The sequence below is a fragment of the Paenibacillus profundus genome, assembly GCF_021369635.1.
Taxonomy (GTDB): Bacteria; Bacillota; Bacilli; order Paenibacillales; family Paenibacillaceae; genus Paenibacillus_B; species Paenibacillus_B profundus.
The window spans coordinates 186704-204856 of sequence record NZ_JAJNBZ010000006.1 but is presented as its reverse complement, the minus strand read 5'-3'; the positions used below and the strand labels follow the sequence as shown (position 1 = coordinate 204856).

The window sequence follows — 18153 nt, the reverse complement described above, 5'->3', positions numbered from 1 at the left end:
TTGACTGAAAACGTTTGGAGTGTAGATGTGATAGGTTTTATAACTAATTTTCATGATCAGCGAAAAAAATATAATCGATCTAATAAAAACATTCGGTTCGAGTTTTATAGCCCATTTGTTAATCTTGAAATGAAGTATGTTGTGTTCCATAAGTTATTTAATGAGGATTGGTCTTTTTCAAGCTTATTCGGAACTAATTTCACGAACATAAACCAGCTCACAAGATTTCTTAATGAAAAACACCCTCGACTAGGATCACTACTTGATTTGGACATTGGTAAGTCAGATCGGGAATGGTTATTCTGGTTAGAGAAACAGAACATCCGCACACATACAATAAGGGAACATGATGTGTACGGAGAACAAATAATCAAATGTTCAATTGCACATTTTTTAAGACATATGCGCTTTTCTATATCACAACTAATCGATGCTCGCGAGGAATGGGACAAAGACCGTTGGGACATTCGAATTTTGTATGATACATATAAGATAAATTATAATATGTCGAAATCTCAATATTTTATTGACTTCTCGAAAATTAAGAACAGCGGCTTTAATTAAAAATTCAATTGAGAACAGTAATGAAGACAACAATCCAGAAAGATATATTTTCATAAGAATTCGTGGTCCAAGGAAAGGTAGACCTTATTCTCAATTATGGGTTGGAGAGAAATTGAACAGCTTGGTAAAGAATGTGAATATCACAGATGAATGCGGTAACGTATTCTACTTTAAAACTCATCAATTTCGTCACACCTATGCAATTAAGATGCTAAACGGCGGTGCAGATATATTAACCGTCCAGGAGTTATTGGCCCATGCATCTCCAGAGATGACAATGAGCTATGCAAAACTTCTGGACAACACTAAACGCAAGGCGTTTGAAGCCGTTGTCAAACAAGGCGTCGCGCAGGGCACGAAAGCAGTATTTTTTGTATGAAGCAGCCACCAAAGTATTAAAGGCAGCGCAGATCGGCGGCAGGCTCCCGAACATCGCCGCCCTGCAAGCGGAATACAAAAGGCTTCAAGAGGAAAAGCTGTATACCGACTATGGGAAACTGAAAAAGCAGGTAAAGGAATACGACGTTATCAAGCGGAACATTGATGGGATTTTGCGACAGCCAAGAGAAGCCGAACGGCAAAAGGAAACTGAACCATAAGCACAAAAAAAGAACGGGGCGCGGCGGTCATTCATAGACCAACCGCACCCCGTTTTTACTATGGGTGTGTCACGCAGCAGAACGATGATTTTGAGGGAAAAGGTATAAAACCCTTGCTCCTCTCAAAACGCGCCCGGAAACCAGCACTATACAAGGGCATATGCGCCCCTATTGCGTAACATCCCGCTGTTTCTGCTTGCGCTCGGCTGTTGTTGATACTGAATTTCTTTCAAATATCTCTCATTGAATAAAAAAATCTGATATACTATTGATAATTGAGGTACTGTGTTGTACGATGTATATGCAGGAGGTGGGTGTGAAAGGCGGAACAGATATGACGAATATATGAAAAACAAACCAGTTAACAGAGTATTTTAAGGAAAAGAATTAATTTCTGGGATGCGAAAAAAAGAGGAATTTACCGCTTGTTAGGACAGAATGGCGTTGGTAAAACAACAATTATGAAGATGATTACAAACTTACAATATTAATAGAGAAGAGGAATGCCTTATGAAAATACGTAGTCAAATTACATTTGCAAGTCTGGCCCTTTTAATAACTGGAAGTTCCCTGCTATACACATCGCCAACCTCAATTGTAAAAGCAGAGCCCACTCAAAATGTATCTAGTTCGTTACAAACAACCACTCAACGAGATCATAATTCCGTCAAGCAAGCAATGCGGGATACATTGCAACTTGGATTCCCAGGGATACTTGCTAAAACTTCTGAGGGTGGAAAAACGTGGGGTTATGCCGCTGGGGTAGCGAATCTGAGCACCAAGAAACCAATGGAAACAGATTTTCGATTTCGCATTGGCAGCGTGACGAAGACGTTCACCGCAACGGTTGTACTTCAATTAGCTGGAGAGAACCGCTTAAATCTAGACGACTCCATCGAAAAATGGTTGCCTGGTGTCATTCAAGGAAACGGATATAATGGTAAACAGATTACCATCCGGCAGATATTGAACCATACAAGTGGTATCGCTGAATACTCAAGGTCAAAAGACGCTGATTTTATGGATACAAAAAAATCGTATACGGCTGATGAAATAGTGAAGATGGGGATTTCTCTGCCCCCAGACTTTGTCCCAGGAAAGGGCTGGTCTTATTCAAACACGGGATACGTATTACTGGGTATTCTTATTGAAAAAGTAACCGGAAACAGCTACGCAGAAGAGATTGAAAATCGGATTATTGAACCGCTTGAATTGTCGGATACATTCCTACCTGGCAATTCAAGCGTTATTCCAGGCACCAAGCATGCTCGGGGATATTCCCAACCAGACGAAGCAAGTGAGATAAAAGACGTTACTTATTATAATCCAAGTGCAGGTAGCTCGGCTGGAGATATGATTTCTACTGCTGATAACTTAAATAAATTCTTCTCTTCCTTGCTCGGTGGCAAATTACTGAAGGAACAGCAACTAAAACAAATGCTTACTACAGTTCCTACAGGAAGAGCAGGAATCGATGGATATGGTCTTGGAATCTTTGAAACTAAGCTTCCAAACGGTGTCTCGATATGGGGACACACAGGTGGCATTCTAGGGTTTTCTACTATTGCTGGAGGTACACTTGGAGGCAAGCATACGTTGGTCGTCAGTTTGAACAGTTTGGGTAGAGATAACAGTCCTAATCCTTTTAAAAATATTTTACTTGCTGAATTTAGCAAATAGGAAAAAAGGAAAACGGAAAATACGGATAAATTTTGTCATAGTTTTTATAGTTAAAAATATACCTTTCTGGTTCAAAAGCCCCAACTTACTTTTAAAAATAAATTTGGGGCTTTTTGGAATTATGGCGGCAACTTTTTAAACCTTACCCTCTCAAAACGCGCCCGGAAAACCCGCGCAATACAAGGGGTTTTTGCGCCCCTATTGCGTAACATTGCCCGCTGTTTCTGCTTGCGTTCGGCGGTTGTTGGTACGGAATTTACTATTGATAAATATAGTACTGTGTTGTACGATATATATGCAGGAGGTACAATACATGAATGTAGATGATTGGAAATCACAAATTAAGCGAGGAACACTCGATTTTTGTATTCTATTGCTAATAAAGCAACGACCATATTATGGGTATGAAATCATAAGTAAGTTAGAGCAGTATCCTATTGTTGCTGCAAAAGAAAATACAATTTATCCACTGCTTAGAAGATTATTGAAAGAAGAATATATTTCTTCATCTTGGCAAGAAAGTACAGAAGGCTTGCCACCGAGAAAATATTATACCCTTACAGAAAAAGGAAACGAGTACTTAAACGCGATGTCCTTAGAATGGGATAATTTATTAACAGCTATATCAGAAATTAAAGGAGAGTTAAACTTTGGATAAAATTATGAATGACTATCTTGTAAAAATTGAAAAGTATTTGAAATCTATGTCCGATTCCGAGCGTATTGACATTGTAAAAGAAATCAAAAGCGTAATGCTTGAATTGCAAAATAATGGTGTATCTTCTGAGCAAATCATCGAACGGTTAGGAAACCCAAAAGAATTAGCGAAAGCATACTTAGGTGAAGCCATTTCAAAGAACAGTAAATTTAGTTGGCGTAAATTCGGCGAAATATTTGCATTTTGTAGCAGCTTTGCAGGCGTCAGCGGTATGTTACTTTTGCCGTTCATCAGTACTCTTTCCATTGCTTTAATGATTGGCGGAGTTATTACGCCGATAGGCGGAATTGTTAAATTTTTCGGGTATCTTATGGGATATGATATTGCCGGAATAACAATCGAAATGGGAGCATTTACACCAAGCCCAATGCAGTTCTTGCCAATTTCTATTGTGATTGGTGTGTTAATGTTTTGGCTCGGGAAAGTCTTATGGAAGCTTACTATTAAATATATACACACAATTAGTCAGAAAAAGAAAACAGTGTAATAATATAAAGAACGGGGCGCGGGGGTCATTCATAGACCAACCGTACCCCGTTTTTACTATGGGTGTGTCACGCAGTAAAGCCCTTACCCCTACAAAACGAGAGCGGAAACCTGCGCTATACAGGGGCTTATGCACCCCTATCGCGTAACAATGCCCGTTGTTGTCCTTGAGGCAACCGGACATTCCATCGAAATCTGGTAGGGTATCTTAAACGCAGTGGATGGATTCATTACATCGTCAACCCCCTGCAAGTGAAACGATCGAAAGGCACACAGCTTCGTAAGGTGAAAACAGATGCAGCAGATGCTTGGCATTTGGCTGAGATGAATTACCGAGGGGACGTTAAAGCACACCGTAGCCATCGGAGTTCGCGACTGGAGATGAGCCGGGTTACCGGGTCGTGCGGCTATCACAATTGGGCAAAAGAGCATTTCAAAATGGAGATTAGCTTTGTGTTTATGTATATTTAGTGGTCAAACTGTACTCTGTACTTTGTGTTTAGGTTATGTTCTCGATGAACCAGTAGAAGTCCGGATCATTGAGCTAACGGGACACGATAGTTGAATTACACACATTGATGAGCAGGCTGCGGCAGCCTGCTCATTTTATGTGCGCCCAGCATGGGGTGGGCGCTATCTCTAGGGTTCAAGTCCCGAACGGTGAAGGCAGTAGTAGCCGTAGCTTAAGACAAGGGTGTCGACCGCGAGGTCGAATCTGAAGGAAGTCGGCGGCAAATCTCCGGTCTGAGGAACACGAACTTCATATAAGGCTAGCGTATGTTGGATGAGGTTGCATAACAAACCAAAGTCCTTACTGCCAAAGGCATACGAGAGTAAATGAAGCAGATAGATGGAGAGGAAGATAGCGCTCTTACCTGGGGAGATCTGTATGAATGCAGAGTAACTCTGTAAATCTGCTTGTGAAAGCAGACTGAACATACAGAAGTCAGCAGAGGTCATAGTACGACAGTTGTGACGACAATGGTCGGAAGGGCCGAACATGTTATAGGAATTGAACGACTTGGATTTCGAATGTAAGTGATAAAGGCAGACAATCTCCTGTTTTTTTTTCGGAGACCTATCTGGAGAAAGTAGCGGTGAATACGCGAGGGTATTCAGAAGGGCTGAGCTTACAGCGGCATGAACAGAAGAACAATTCACGCAAGGAGTATATCAACGAATGATAGAACTACTATTGTCAGGGGAGAACTTGCTGACAGCGCTAAAACGCGTTGAGGCGAACAAAGGGAGCCATGGCGTAGATGGAATGACCGTAAAGGAGTTACGAGTCCACATTCTACAAAATTGGCGAACCATTCGTCAAAGCTTGAAACAGGGAACCTATGAGCCAAGTCCAGTCCGTCGGGTCGAAATCCCGAAACCGAACGGCGGAACTCTGTTATTAGGTATACCAACCGTGACAGACCGATTTATTCAACAAGCGATTATGCAGGTATTGACTCCTGTATTCGACCCTACGTTTTCCGAACATAGCTATGGATTTCGTCCACAAAGGCGAGGGCATGGCGCAGTAAGGAAGGCGAAACAATTCATGCAAGAAGGATACCGGATCGTGGTAGACATTGATCTGGAGAAATTCTTTGACCTGGTTCACCATGACCGACTGATGGCGAGACTGGCAGAGCGAATAACGGATAAGATGCTGTTAAAGCTAATTCGAAAGTACCTACAATCGGGGATACTCCAAGATGGACTCGTACAACTGAGCCGAGAAGGAACCCCGCAAGGAGGCCCGCTGAGTCCGCTACTGTCCAATATTGTACTAGACGAGTTGGATAAGGAATTGGAACAGAGAAGCTTAAAATTTGTGAGGTACGCAGATGACTGCAATATCTACGTAAAGACATGGAAGGCAGGAAACCGAGTAAAGCATTCGATAACGCAGTTCATTGAGAAGAAGCTAAAGCTAAAGGTGAACCAAGCGAAAAGTGCGGTAGACCGTCCATGGAAACGAAAGTTTCTCGGATTCAGTTTTAGTGCGGATAAAGCAAACCCGAAGGTAAGGATATCCCAGACATCTTTGCAGCGAGTAAAAGCAAAGATAAAGGAACTCACCGCGCGGAAAAGTCCAATCTCAATGAAAGAGCGGATAAGAGAACTGAATCAGTATCTGACGGGGTGGTGCGGATACTACGCGTTAGCTGATACACCATCTATCTTTCGTGCACTCGATTCATGGATACGTAGAAGATTGCGAATGTGCATCTGGAAACAGTGGAAACTGCCAAGGACTAGGGTTAGGAACCTGATAGCATTAGGTATTCCGAAAGGGAAAGCATGGGAATGGGGGAATACGCGGAAGAAATATTGGCGTAGTGCGTACAGTCCAATTCTCAGTCGTACATTGAGTAACGAATACTGGTTAAAGCAAGGGCTGAGAAGTCTAATGTATAGATATAATCTTCTGCGGAATATAACATGAACCGCCGTATACCGAACGGTACGTACGGTGGTGTGAGAGGACGGGGGTTAGGCACCCCCTCCTACTCGATTAAGCTACGGGCAGGATTGTGTAGCACCAAAACAGGTCAAGATCGGGCAAGTTTCTATCAAATAATTGGATGGATAAAGGAAGTTGAACATGTTAGAGAGGATATATAGTTCTGACACACCGCAGACAACAGTGACAGGAAGTAGGTAACCGACTCCCTGTAACATCTATTCTCAGAATGAACCACTTTCTCGACAAGCTCGCAGAAGTCGGATCTACGGTCCGATTTCTTCCTTCAAATTCGTATTATTTTTGATACTGCTGCTGAACCGCCTCTGGTAGCTCCTCGAAGGTAACCTCTTCCCAGTACGTGACGCCCCGAATCAACGTGTTATATAGCTGAACATAAGCGCCTTCTCTCAATTGCTTTCCGGCCGAAAAACCAAGCTTCTTCTCCTTTCCTTTCTCGTTATATGAAGTCAGCTCATAGTTGTAACGCCCGTTCTCATCTTGAACACCGAGGCCGGTTATCATCGTATAATAGATCGTTTTTCCCGCAGAATTTTCAGGCGTCAGCTTCTCCGAGTTGAAGAAGAACATCAATAGGCATGCCCCAACCACGAGTATGAGCCCCAGCACAAGCAATATTTTTTTCATGATAAATTCCTCCTAACGCAATCAGGATGAGACAATATCGTTGTTCTTCAACCGGCGAATAGACATCGACGCAAAAATAATGATGAAAGCCAAATTGATCATCCAAAACAGAAAGTTCTGCATGTCAGTCAACTTATCCTGACTCATCACACGCATGCCAATATTGAGCAATGAGAACGGGAAAAACATTCCCAACTTGGCAATATACATGCCCAGACCGATAAAGACCGCGCACAGACTAATGCCGATAGGCGTAGCAAAGCTGCGGATCCGCAGCGAAAGTCCCAATTGAAGAGCGCTAATGGACATACAAGCATACCATCCGCGTATCGTCCAACCTATAGTCTCTACAGGGAAAGGCCCAGGTAAGGAGAACAAGGTACCTGCAAGCCAGTAGAGTCCCATGAACAGCGCTTGCGCGAACAAGATTAAAATGCTAACGACAATCAATTTGGCAAGAAATACACTGGCAACTGATACAGGAGAGGTCATAACCATATTCCAATTTCGGTTTAAATGCTCTAGTCTACATATATAGGAACAACAGATGGCAATCAGAATAGGCAGGAAAAACACACCGTAAAATAGGCTGACCTGGGTCCACAGGCTGTACCAACCATTTTGCAGGGCACCCTGGTTAAAATAATAATTCGCACATCCAATCAACAGACTTATAATTGGAAGTACAGCGATTACAAGACCAATCCGGGAATGACGCAGTTTGAGCCATTCAGCAGAAATACTTCGTTTCATTAACTTCCCTCCTCAGATTTCCTGCCGGCTTACATGGATGTTCCCGGCGATATAGAACAGGACGGTCATAATCAACGCACCCAGTACAATTCCAAAACTTTCTGGCTGTACCGTATAGGTGTTCGCAGCGTATAGATAAGTAACCGGGCTGAGATCCAAATAGTAAGACCAAATAAAAATATGTCTAAAAGCAGCCGGAAATAATCCGGCGGTCATTCCGATGAAGCCGCCCAGCATGCCCAAGCACAGCGCAAAGGCCTGATTTTTAATAGCAAAAGAAATCCATTGTTGAAGTGCTGTGACAGCGAGAGTCGTCAGTAGAGTACCCCCAATGAACCGAATCAGTAAATCGATAGGAAGCGTACCGGGAAAATCCTTTATGACTCCGAACACGATGATGAATAAGGCCTGTACAAAGATGCCATACAGAAGCAGACTATTGATGCAAATATACTTCGCTGCGTAGAGATGCCCGCGCCCCACATTGGTAGCAACAAGCATTTTCCAGGTCGTTCCCTTATGCTCCATATCGCAAATACGTGAGACAACAACGGCCGAAATAATCGGCATAAAAAAGCCATTCATGGAGGATATACTAAAAATAATAGATTCCCAAACGGCGTGATCCGGATTGCTCGCAATGGACCGGCTAATGGACATAAAAGCCCATAGCATCTCTACGACAAGAAATAAGATAATCATGATCCATATTTTTTTGCGGCGGATTTTGAAATATTCCAGTCCTAATATTTTGATCACAAGCTCCGCTCCTTTCCTGTCAATTCCAGGAAAATATCCTCCAGACTTTTCTTCTGCTCCTCGATCCGAGTGACAGCGATTTGATGCTCAACAAGCAATCTGTTCATTTCCGCCACTTCCGTATCCTGAAGATTGCTAAGCTCAAGCCGGCTGCCACTTTGTGTTGGACTGTATCCTTTAGTGAATAGTAACTGCTCCGCTTTGGCATTGTCCCCTGTTTTCATAAAAATGGCGTTTCTATTTTTTTGCCGCAGGCTTGCCATACTGCCCTGGTACAACAGATTCCCTTCGCTGATAATGCCTACTGAGGTAGCGATCTGTTCGATCTCCGAGAGAAGGTGGCTGGAGAGCAATATCGTTATTCCATAGCGTTCGGGTAATGATTTGATGAGCTCCCGAATTTCACCAATGCCTGCGGGATCAAGTCCGTTCGTCGGTTCATCGAGGATCAACAGCTTGGGGAAGGCTAGCAGGGCCATTGCGATTCCCAGCCGTTGCTTCATTCCTAGCGAATATTGTTCAGTTTTTTTGTTTTTCTGATTTTCCAGCCGTACAATACGAAGCGCCTCATGTACGTTTTTATCTGGCACGTTCCGCAGGCGCTGCATGACCTTCATATTCTCAAGCCCTGTCAAATGTCCGTAGTAAGAGGGAGATTCAATCAGTGATCCAGTACGTTGCAGAATGGATGGCCGATGTTTGCTCAGGCTTTCCCCGAAAATTTGGATTGTCCCTTCAGTAGGCTTGATGAGTCCGAGCAGCATTTTTAGCGTAGTTGTTTTCCCCGCTCCGTTTGGACCCAGAAACCCATAGATTTCTCCCTCCTGCACATGTAAATCAACCTTATTCACACTGTTAATTGCCCCGTACGTTTTGGACAGATTTTGCGTTTGCACAATAGCTAATGCACTCATAAGAAAGTCAGCTCCATTCAAGTCATTTTAAATATTTCCCCTCTGTTTCAACAGTAAGGAATCCACCTTTCCTTAATCTTTAGAAGACCTTACGCCAACCTTAAATAGAATCTGAAAAACATGGTTTATCCCCTTGTTCATGTATAATAAATTCAGGGTGGTGCAGCATGGAGAATTTAAAAGACAAAAAAATATTAATTGTAGATGATGAACCGGAAATCAGAACTATGATAGAAAGATTTTTAAGAAAAGAGGGCTTTTTCCGCATTTACACAGCAGCCGACTGTGCTTCAGCTCTGTCGATCTGCCGCACAGGCAAGCCGGATTTCGCGATTCTCGATGTCATGCTGCCTGATGGCGACGGATTCTCGCTTCTGTCTTCCATTAGACAGTTCTCGGAAACTCCGATTCTTTTTCTCTCCGCACGGGGTGAGGATGAAGACCGATTGCTTGGACTAGGTTTGGGGGCAGATGATTACATTGTGAAACCGTTCCTACCGCGGGAGCTGGTATTACGGCTTATGGCAATACTGAAGCGGGTCTACTCCTCTCCCATGGTGGAGCGTTTGTCTGCTTTTCGATTGGGAGAACAGAGCATTGATCTGGATAGCGCTGTTGTGCACAGGAATCAGAAAGAGCTGCCATTGACGGCAAAGGAACATGCGATTCTTGTAAAGTTGTACGAAAACCAGAATCGAATTGTCACAAGTGATGCCTTATGCCAGGCTGTTTGGGGAGACGACAGCTATGGTTACGAAAATACATTGATGGTCCATATCAGGCGGGTACGAGAAAAAATCGAGCTCGATCCCTCCAAACCGATCCATCTTCTCACCGTCAGGGGACTGGGATATAAGTTGCTGGTGAAGGAGATACGTTAGTGGAGGGAATTATTCGCATATTACGCCGGTTTGTCGCCACGACCATCTTTATCTCGATATTTCTGCTTATTTTTAATTTCGTACTACTGGGCACGCTGGTGTTCACAGAAAACTACCAGCACCCGTCCCCAGAAGGCATGATTAAGCAAGTGGCCCAAGGCTTGGAGAAGCAGGACGACAGCTTTCAACTGGACGAGCAGGCTACCGAGCTTCTGAAGCAGAATCATGCCTGGGCCATGCTTCTCGGTGATAAAGGTCATGTGAGATGGGACTACCATCTACCTAATGATGTTCCTAAATCCTACAATCTAGTCGATGTAGCCAAGTTCTCGCGGTATTACCTTATGGATTATCCGGTTTATACGTCAGAACATACGGATGGCCTGATGGTGGTAGGGTATCCCAAGGAAAGCCACTGGAAGTATCAATTGGATTTTCTTCCAGATTGGATAAGCTCGTTGCCTCTGCGGATTGTACTACTGCTACTTTGTAATTTAGCGTTGGCTCTGCTGATATCTATTGTCATTGGCACGCGTCTCATAAGAAAGATACGCCCTCTGGTGGACGGAGTTCACAATCTAGCCAGGGAGCAAGCGATTCAGTTGGACGCCAAAGGTATATTCGGTGATTTAGCCCAGAGCATTAATTCCGCGTCAGCTATACTTCAGAGAAAGACAGCCGCGCTGCAAGATCGGGATGAAGCACGCTCCAACTGGATTGCCGGGATTTCTCATGATATTCGGACGCCTCTCTCGCTCGTTCTCGGTTATGCAAGTGAAATGGAGGATCATTCGGACTTGCCAGAGGAGCAGAGGCATCAGGCCGGTATTATCCGGCGCCAAGGCGAGAAGTTACGCTCACTTGTAAGTGACCTGAATCTGGTCTCCATGCTCGAGTATGAAATGCAGCCTTTGCATTTGAAGCACATCCGGTTATCGGTTTTAGCTAGACAGGTTGTCACGGAATTTTTAAATAACGGATTGGATGACCGATATGATATTGAATTGAAACTGGCCGATGAAGCGGTTCAGATCCATGGGGATGAGAAATTACTGCTACGTGCAATCAGTAATCTTGTCCAGAACAGTGTGCGTCATAACTCGCAGGGATGCAAAATCATAATAGAAGCCTCTCTATCCAAGGACCGCTCCCAGTATCTCTTTATCGTAAGGGACAATGGACGGGGAATCCCACAGGAGCAATTGGCGGAGATTACCGAATTGTACTTTTCAACAAGGAGAAAGCGCCCCATCGAGCAAGGTCACGGCCTGGGGCTTCCGATGGTGGCAAGGATTGCGAAGGCGCATCACGGTCGTCTCGTTCTTGCAAGTGGTGTGGACCAAAGAGGTCTAACAGCGGTTATGGAATTCCCTGTGCAGTAACAGAACGAAAAATTAGACAATGAGAACATTTGATTACATATGGTTATGGTTAATCTTTAAACTAATTTAGATATCATTCCAAACACGTGAGGTGCGCTTTGAACTTAATACAAACGATCTTCCTCAAGGAAAGTATTTCTGTATTGCAGAAATCCGTAGGTAGTTGAACTAACGGAGAACGTTAGTTCAATAAAACAGCGGCAGTCTAATACTTTATTTTCTCGGCACACTAAAGGGATTGATAAATGATGAAATATGAAATCATAAACTGGTTAAGGGAAATATATGATGACTTGGCATACATATTTTCAAGCCAACAGTATTTAAATGAATTAATAATATTGCAAAGCGAATTCCCAAACATAGATATGAATAGTGATATCGAATTTGTTGAAAAAATAATCAATTGTTAGTCAGGGATTGGTAAGAGGCGCATAAATTTGTATGCGCCTGCTCGGATTACGTGTGACAGCGTACAGCTCACTCTTTGATTGCACCGCAAGCAATGCGATCTCCGGAGTTGCCTGTAGGATCCGTGATATAATCATCGGCTTTGTCATGAATGATCAATGATGTTCCGCCGGGTCTTAGTAGCGAATTGGGCTTGCCTTTTTCTAGAGTTACCGTCGTGGTTGTAATATTTGCCCGCACTTTGCCGTCGGCACCGACTTCAATGTTCGGCAAATCTCCAGCGTGGAACCCTTTAGGATTTTCAAAGCCATGCTGCTTGTGTTTCGGATTCAAATGCGCTTCTGCCGTTTTGAAATCTGGTGTATCGCATCGGCCGACAGCGTGAAAGTGAGTGCCATGTATTCCCGGGGGCAGGTTGTGCGCCTCGATAAGAATCTGTACTTTATCGCCGATTTGACTGAGTCGAGCCGTTCCGATATCAGCGCCCTTGCTGTTGATGATGTTGACCGTCACGTTAGGAGTTTTCTCTTCAGCAAAGGCTTCGTTGGTGCCGCAGGCGCTTAATATAAGGCCGCTTGCCAACAAGCATGTAATAGCAAGTTTGTTCATCTTGTCCTCCTTGATGTTTGCATATTTCTGTATTAGTGTGCTCCATTTTTATACAAAGAAAACTATAGCTAGCACATTTCTATACAAAAGCTCACCATTAGTCATTCGGTTTTGTACATGGGACGACGCGATTGCTGGAAGCCCCTTATATGTATGGATAAGATTGAATAACAGAAACATGGAGGACTATTTATAAAATGAGACCGTTGCCCGGTGTGGATACCGGACAATGGCCTCTGCTGAATTTCCTAAGAGGGTGTGCACCAAGTGGAACTGATTTTCAGTAATTAGATGAATGAACGGCTTATAATGACCAATAAAATAAAGAGCACCAGGATTACACCAGTAGATGTGAAGAGTCCGGCACAAGAACCACAGGATGGAGCGAAACCCATTTTCTATTCCTCCTTATTTTACAGATGATGTATTGTATGGCGGGTGATGGATATGCGTATAGACAAGTGCCATTAGACAAGCACATATATATTTTTGACTATGGAAAAGGATGCGGATGCGGATTGAGTTGTGCAAGCGTCAGTGGTAGCTTCGCATACCCAAGTTCAACAGGTACATTAAGAACTCTCTCCAGCCCTGTCAAGCGGGAAAGGTGATGTCCGAACGACATCGGGATCATTCCCGGAATGAGCACTTTTACGCAATGCAGCCCGTTGCGCAGCGTTTCTAACGACGTCTGATCTACCACAATCACATCGAGGCTCAGCCTGCGGAATGCTTGGAGCATCTCATTAACATCATCGGTCAGATCCCGATGTCCCGGCTTCCGCTTATATTCCTCATCAAACGATCGCAATGGACGACGTTCGTCCAACAAAAAATGCAAACGTTCCTCTGCTTGTGGTAAACCGTATAGCAGGGAATGATCCCCCATTTGCTGTACCAAGGATGGATCGTAGAACATTTGAACGCACTCTTCGTGGCGTTCCCTGAAAGTCTCCTTCAGCGGCAACATCATACCTGCTAATTCATGAATCGCGCTTTTTGCGGCCCGTATCGGATCCAAATGGGCTCCTGTCGCGCAGATAAGGTTCATTTCTTCAAATTTTGTGCTCTTCGCCAACGCCCATATGCTCGGAATTCCATTCTCCATCGTCGTGTTGAACAAGTGCAACTCATATCCGGTTACGGCCTGCAGCCGTTCGATCATAAGCCTTAGCTCCCGATCATTAGCTGAAGCAGGATCGAGGCGGGGGACAGGGAGCTTCGCATACCAGGTCATCAGGAATGAATCGCGTTCCACCACTTCCAAGATGCCATAGAATACCGCCTCTTCCAAACTTCCGCCCAACGCGCACCCGTTAGAGGTTTCGTAGACAAAACCGCCTTGCTCGCCCAAGCTGTAGTATCCGAGCAGCTCTGGAACAAGGATTGGACGTTCCTGCATGAACGAATAGCCCCACACCCAGTCGATTGGTTGGTCGGGATCGAATGGTTCAAACGGGAAATCCTGTTGTCCATATTGCTTCTGCGAGTAAACTCCTGCCTTGACCGGATCGAGCGCCTGACTCGCAAGATTGCGGAAGCTGTCTCGAATCACGGTTCGTTTCCCGCGGGGAGCCAGACCGCAGCTCCGCTCCAAGCCCTCCAAAATTGCAGTCAGCTCGCTCTCCGCATACGAATGGGCACGGCCTCCTGTGACCTCGTCTCCTGTAAAGAACAATGGCAAATTCACGACTGAGCCTGCAAACGGTGACAAAAGGTCGTGCTTTTTATCATTAAAAATTCCAGTCCGGCCATCCACATAATCCTGAATTAAAACTTCTTTCAGCTCGTCGAGCGGACGGGAACGGTAGTTCTCACAGCTTATTTTGGGACGCGGATGCAGCGAAATTCGGGCCGCTTCTAGCGAGTCGTCGGGCAACTGTCCGCACACGGGACATAACGGGTTCGGCAGAAAAGTGTGAAGAGAGGTCGCTAAAGTTATCAGATTGATCAAATATATTCGTTCTTCCGTATGTGCCCTGCTGCCCTGAAGAATTCTCTGCGCCTCTGCCGCGATCAGAAGAGCCATTTGACGAAGTCCTGTTATTGACGCATAAGGGTTAGGGGCTCTTTCTCCAGGCGTCAGCAGATTGTTCAAAAGCTGCTCTAGTCTCTCCTCGGAGTCACGTCCCGCCAAGAGGCGGCGGTGTTCAGCGCATTGGGAACAGCCCGGCGTACTCGGGCGAACGCAAGGTCCCACTACACCCTCGTCGAATGACACAAACGCGCATAGCCATGGGATGTCCCCCTGTTGGAGCGCTCCTTCGGCTTCAAGAAAGATGGAGGAGTCTGAGTCGTCGTCAAGAATCAGAATCAATTCGACTGACTTCGGAACATTTGCTCCGACATCAGATAGACAGACAATCGTATACATTTCTAATAGTTCTTCACATGCAAGCTCCGCCAACATGCCCTTGCCTACAACTGCTACGACGGGATTCATGGCGATACCTCCTCGTGCATCAGCACGCCGAACACTTCTATTGGAGCTCCTGTTACAAAAGGTTCCAGTTCCAAATCGAACACGATAAGCCGCTTGCGGTTCCGTTCCAGTATTTGCAGGGCGGACCCTAGAACTTCGACATGTGATGCGCATGAACTGGCAGGGACGACTAGATGAAGCGGAATCCTGTCTGTTTCCATAATGAGAGGGGTGTTCAAGCTGTTCGCCGCCTGATCAATCACTTCATTTTGGGCCAGCTGCAGTGCTTGCTGCAAAGCCCGCCGCAGCGCCGCTGTCGTATTCAAGCCTGTGCTTCCATGCCAACGATCATTTGCATGAACCCATACGGCAGGGAAGCCGCATATATTCTCTTCCAAGCCGATCGCTGGCATTCCCTGCAGCGTGGTCAGAGCCTGCAAATAAAAAAGGCAACGTTCATCTTCCACCTCATGTAAATGCACTGGAACGATGGAAAGGGTACGCTTTGCTTGCCGCTTGCCCAGTTCATCGTTCAGACACTTTTGCAATCCGCGACAGACGCCTTCCGCGAACGTTTCCCCTGCTCCGACGCCGATGTATTCCTTCGTTTCTATTTCATTCCACTCTATTCCGTGAGGCGGGGGAAGCGCCGAAATAAGCGAGCCAGCCATTCGTGCCGCATAAGCTTCTATTCCAGCTAGAGCAGCTTCCCGCCGGGCCTCTTCGTGCGTGATTCCGGAACAGACGATATCCGGCAGCAGCTCGGCCGGTCCATGAGTTGCCGGATCGGCGGGCTGCACGCGGCACTGCGCGAGCGGGAGCTGCTTCAAGTCGCCTTCTTCCCAGATATGGAAAATGCCTGAGCTCGCTGATGTCAGACGCTTGAAGTAGGGGAACCATATATCCGGCTCGCTTCTGCCCGAAGTCTGCCTCAGCCTGAGCTCGCAATGTTGAACCCATTTAGCCGCCGCGCGTCCGGTCACGAGCGGATGGGGGAAATAAGAATGCCAGGATCCTTCCCATGTTTCCAGATCAAGCAGATAGAATGGATGCTTCCTTTCTAATTCAGTCACTCCCGTAACCTTCTTGAACCATTCAAAGACGATCACATTTGCCAACAGCGCACCGGCAGTGGGGGAGAATCCAGGCAGAGGATGACTGTCATAGCCTAACGCAGACCGATGTATGCGCCGCCACGCAGACTCCCAACAACCTTCGGAGTCCGGATGGACCAATGGACCTGCCAGCCCCTTCCGTCCAATGCATAGGGCAGGGAGCAGGGTTTTCTTCTCCTCCCTGCAAGCCGCATGGATAGCCCGGAGCTCCTCGATATCGCCTTTCTGCGATACATATAAAATCGAATCAAACGGACGGATGGCTTCCCGCCAATAGCTTTGCCCCTCTTTAGGCAAGCTTATCTCATCTATCGATGCTCCAGAATCCGATCGGCGGGCGCGGTCTTGCAACTTCATTAAACGCTGCTGATCGGTCGCCGCCGCGTCCGTGACCAATACATGGAATCTGGACAAGCCGGAATCGAACAACGCCGTTGCGAGCGAGAGCAAGAAGGGACCGGAGCCGATGGCCAACACTTTGGATTGACGGTAGGACTCAAATAGGGGAGCGCCCGGCTTGCCGAAGCTATTTAAAAATTGGAGCTGTGCAGCGTATTTTCTGAGAACATTTTGTGATAATGAGGAGGGGGGGGCTTCGCTCATTCCTTGTCCTAAGGAGTTTTGTTCCACAGCTACTACTCCTTTAAAATGTAATTGGCTTAAAAAAATATACTTTCAGGTTATGACGCTAAATCCGCTTTTGTTCCGTAAAAAACCATAACCAGGATGACACACGCAACCAGCGTGTGAAAATATTGCTCTCTTTGTGATATTATTCATATAGAAGGGCGGATTTTACCATGACCTAGAAACGTGAGGTAATTATATGATTCATGTTGCAGGAGCTATAGATGAACAGGGAAGATGTAAACATTATCATAAAGAAATCGATGTAGTAGCTATAAAGTTTAAGTGCTGCGACACGTATTATGGATGTTATTTCTGTCATGAGGAAGCGGCTGATCACAAATCAAAGGTATGGCTAAAAGCGGAGTGGGATACAAAGGCTATCCTTTGCGGAAATTGTTATACGAAATTAACCATCAAAGAATATTTAAACTGTCATTATAGATGTCCATTATGTCATTTTCAGTTTAATCCAGGATGCTCGAACCATAATCACCTATATTTTGAATAGCTGCGATTATAGGTCGTCGTATTGACATCATAAAAGGGCGCAATTATAATGGTCATAGCAACTATCGTCTTGTTTACTAAAATGGAGGCTAACCTTGGAATTAGAAAAGTATATCGGCGTCATGGTTCACCGGGCTGATTTAAAACTGAACAATTATTATCAAAAAGTAGTGAATCCCTTCGATATTACCGTTGATCAATGGGAAATTCTTGTGGTTCTGTGGGAGCAGGAGGGCATTACGCAAAAAGAGCTTGCGGAAAGACTGTATAAGGATCAAACGAATATTGCGCGGATGCTGTTCAAGCTGGAGAAAAAGGGCTTTATCCACCGTGTCATTCATGAGACGGATAGAAGATCCTTGCGTGTGTATTTAACTTCCAAAGGAAGAGAAATCGAGGACGAAATTCTGGCCCCATCGATTGAAGCCTATAAGAAAACGATTGAAGGATTAACCGAAGAGGAAGTTGAAACTTTCAGAAGGACGCTTTCCATCATGTATAACAATGTAAAGGATCTTTAGCTCGATTTGCTTGCCGGGATCCTTCATTTTATGGACAAATAGTTGCCATGACTATTATCATCATAGCAAATAAATATAAAGGAAGCAGTTTCC

General features: G+C 45.1%; 19 protein-coding genes and 1 pseudogene. 12 read left to right on the top strand and 8 right to left on the bottom strand.

Features of this window, described 5'->3' with window-relative positions:
• Positions 1 to 550: 550 nt before the first annotated feature.
• From LQV63_RS10950 to ltrA, 8 genes and pseudogenes are all read left to right on the top strand, one after another.
• Positions 551 to 943: pseudogene (locus LQV63_RS10950) on the top strand (tyrosine-type recombinase/integrase); the annotation flags it as partial.
• Entirely contained in the window at positions 936 to 1163 is a 228-nt protein-coding gene (locus LQV63_RS10945) for a hypothetical protein (protein WP_019420482.1), read from the top strand. The pseudogene LQV63_RS10950 and the gene LQV63_RS10945, both read left to right, overlap by 8 nt.
• A gap of 425 nt (positions 1164 to 1588) precedes the next feature.
• Entirely contained in the window at positions 1589 to 1654 is a 66-nt protein-coding gene (locus LQV63_RS32040; RefSeq protein WP_407672911.1) for a hypothetical protein, read from the top strand.
• Between the two features lie 19 nt (positions 1655 to 1673).
• A complete protein-coding gene (locus tag LQV63_RS10940) occupies positions 1674 to 2843 on the top strand; it encodes a serine hydrolase domain-containing protein (protein WP_233696735.1) in 1170 nt (389 codons plus the stop codon).
• A gap of 313 nt (positions 2844 to 3156) precedes the next feature.
• On the top strand, positions 3157 to 3501 hold the full coding sequence (locus LQV63_RS10935) for a PadR family transcriptional regulator (RefSeq protein WP_019420480.1): 345 nt from the start codon (positions 3157 to 3159) through the stop codon (positions 3499 to 3501).
• Positions 3494 to 4048 carry a DUF1700 domain-containing protein gene (locus tag LQV63_RS10930; RefSeq protein ID WP_233696734.1) on the top strand — a complete coding sequence of 185 codons (555 nt, stop codon included), beginning with the start codon at positions 3494 to 3496 and terminating at the stop codon, positions 4046 to 4048. The genes LQV63_RS10935 and LQV63_RS10930 overlap by 8 nt, the downstream gene beginning before the upstream one ends.
• 194 nt (positions 4049 to 4242) lie before the next feature.
• Entirely contained in the window at positions 4243 to 4518 is a 276-nt protein-coding gene (locus LQV63_RS10925; RefSeq protein WP_267933994.1) for an IS110 family transposase, read from the top strand.
• 709 nt (positions 4519 to 5227) lie between these two features.
• Complete coding sequence (gene ltrA / locus LQV63_RS10920; protein WP_233696733.1) at positions 5228 to 6490, top strand: group II intron reverse transcriptase/maturase; 1263 nt, start codon at positions 5228 to 5230, stop codon at positions 6488 to 6490.
• 315 nt (positions 6491 to 6805) lie between these two features.
• On the opposite strand, the gene LQV63_RS10915 is transcribed toward ltrA, so the two are convergent.
• From LQV63_RS10915 to LQV63_RS10900, 4 genes are read right to left on the bottom strand one after another with little or no spacing between them, the layout of a single operon-like run.
• Positions 6806 to 7156 carry a YxeA family protein gene (locus tag LQV63_RS10915; protein ID WP_019423097.1) on the bottom strand — a complete coding sequence of 117 codons (351 nt, stop codon included), beginning with the start codon at positions 7154 to 7156 and terminating at the stop codon, positions 6806 to 6808.
• Between the two features lie 21 nt (positions 7157 to 7177).
• On the bottom strand, positions 7178 to 7909 hold the full coding sequence (locus tag LQV63_RS10910) for an ABC transporter permease (protein WP_019423098.1): 732 nt from the start codon (positions 7907 to 7909) through the stop codon (positions 7178 to 7180).
• A 12-nt stretch (positions 7910 to 7921) separates the two neighbouring features.
• Entirely contained in the window at positions 7922 to 8668 is a 747-nt protein-coding gene (locus LQV63_RS10905; RefSeq protein ID WP_019423099.1) for an ABC transporter permease, read from the bottom strand.
• Positions 8665 to 9582, bottom strand: coding sequence for an ABC transporter ATP-binding protein (locus LQV63_RS10900; RefSeq protein ID WP_233696732.1), 918 nt, complete (start codon positions 9580 to 9582; stop codon positions 8665 to 8667). The genes LQV63_RS10905 and LQV63_RS10900 overlap by 4 nt, the downstream gene beginning before the upstream one ends.
• A 167-nt stretch (positions 9583 to 9749) precedes the next feature.
• Here LQV63_RS10900 and LQV63_RS10895 point away from each other — a divergent pair, with 167 nt between their 5' ends.
• Together LQV63_RS10895 and LQV63_RS10890 are read left to right on the top strand one after the other, a co-directional pair.
• Positions 9750 to 10463, top strand: a complete 714-nt coding sequence (locus tag LQV63_RS10895; protein ID WP_233696731.1) for a response regulator transcription factor — start codon at positions 9750 to 9752, stop codon at positions 10461 to 10463.
• Positions 10463 to 11845 carry a sensor histidine kinase gene (locus LQV63_RS10890; protein ID WP_233696730.1) on the top strand — a complete coding sequence of 461 codons (1383 nt, stop codon included), beginning with the start codon at positions 10463 to 10465 and terminating at the stop codon, positions 11843 to 11845. Before LQV63_RS10895 ends, LQV63_RS10890 begins: the two co-directional genes overlap by 1 nt.
• A 480-nt stretch (positions 11846 to 12325) precedes the next feature.
• Here the strand turns inward: LQV63_RS10890 and LQV63_RS10885 are convergent, their stop codons facing one another.
• From LQV63_RS10885 to LQV63_RS10870, 4 genes are all read right to left on the bottom strand, one after another.
• Positions 12326 to 12865, bottom strand: a complete 540-nt coding sequence (locus LQV63_RS10885) for a superoxide dismutase family protein (RefSeq protein ID WP_233696729.1) — start codon at positions 12863 to 12865, stop codon at positions 12326 to 12328.
• 287 nt (positions 12866 to 13152) lie between these two features.
• Positions 13153 to 13260, bottom strand: a complete 108-nt coding sequence (locus LQV63_RS10880) for a YjcZ family sporulation protein (protein ID WP_233696728.1) — start codon at positions 13258 to 13260, stop codon at positions 13153 to 13155.
• A gap of 98 nt (positions 13261 to 13358) precedes the next feature.
• A complete protein-coding gene (locus LQV63_RS10875) occupies positions 13359 to 15308 on the bottom strand; it encodes a TOMM precursor leader peptide-binding protein (RefSeq protein ID WP_233696727.1) in 1950 nt (649 codons plus the stop codon).
• Entirely contained in the window at positions 15305 to 17032 is a 1728-nt protein-coding gene (locus LQV63_RS10870; RefSeq protein ID WP_233696726.1) for a bacteriocin maturation protein, read from the bottom strand. The genes LQV63_RS10875 and LQV63_RS10870 overlap by 4 nt, the downstream gene beginning before the upstream one ends.
• 196 nt (positions 17033 to 17228) lie before the next feature.
• On the opposite strand from LQV63_RS10870, the gene LQV63_RS10865 reads away from it, so the two are divergent.
• A complete protein-coding gene (locus LQV63_RS10865) occupies positions 17229 to 17540 on the top strand; it encodes a CHY zinc finger protein (protein WP_233696725.1) in 312 nt (103 codons plus the stop codon).
• A 94-nt stretch (positions 17541 to 17634) separates the two neighbouring features.
• A complete protein-coding gene (locus tag LQV63_RS10860; protein WP_233696724.1) occupies positions 17635 to 18060 on the top strand; it encodes a MarR family winged helix-turn-helix transcriptional regulator in 426 nt (141 codons plus the stop codon).
• Positions 18061 to 18153: the final 93 nt, after the last annotated feature.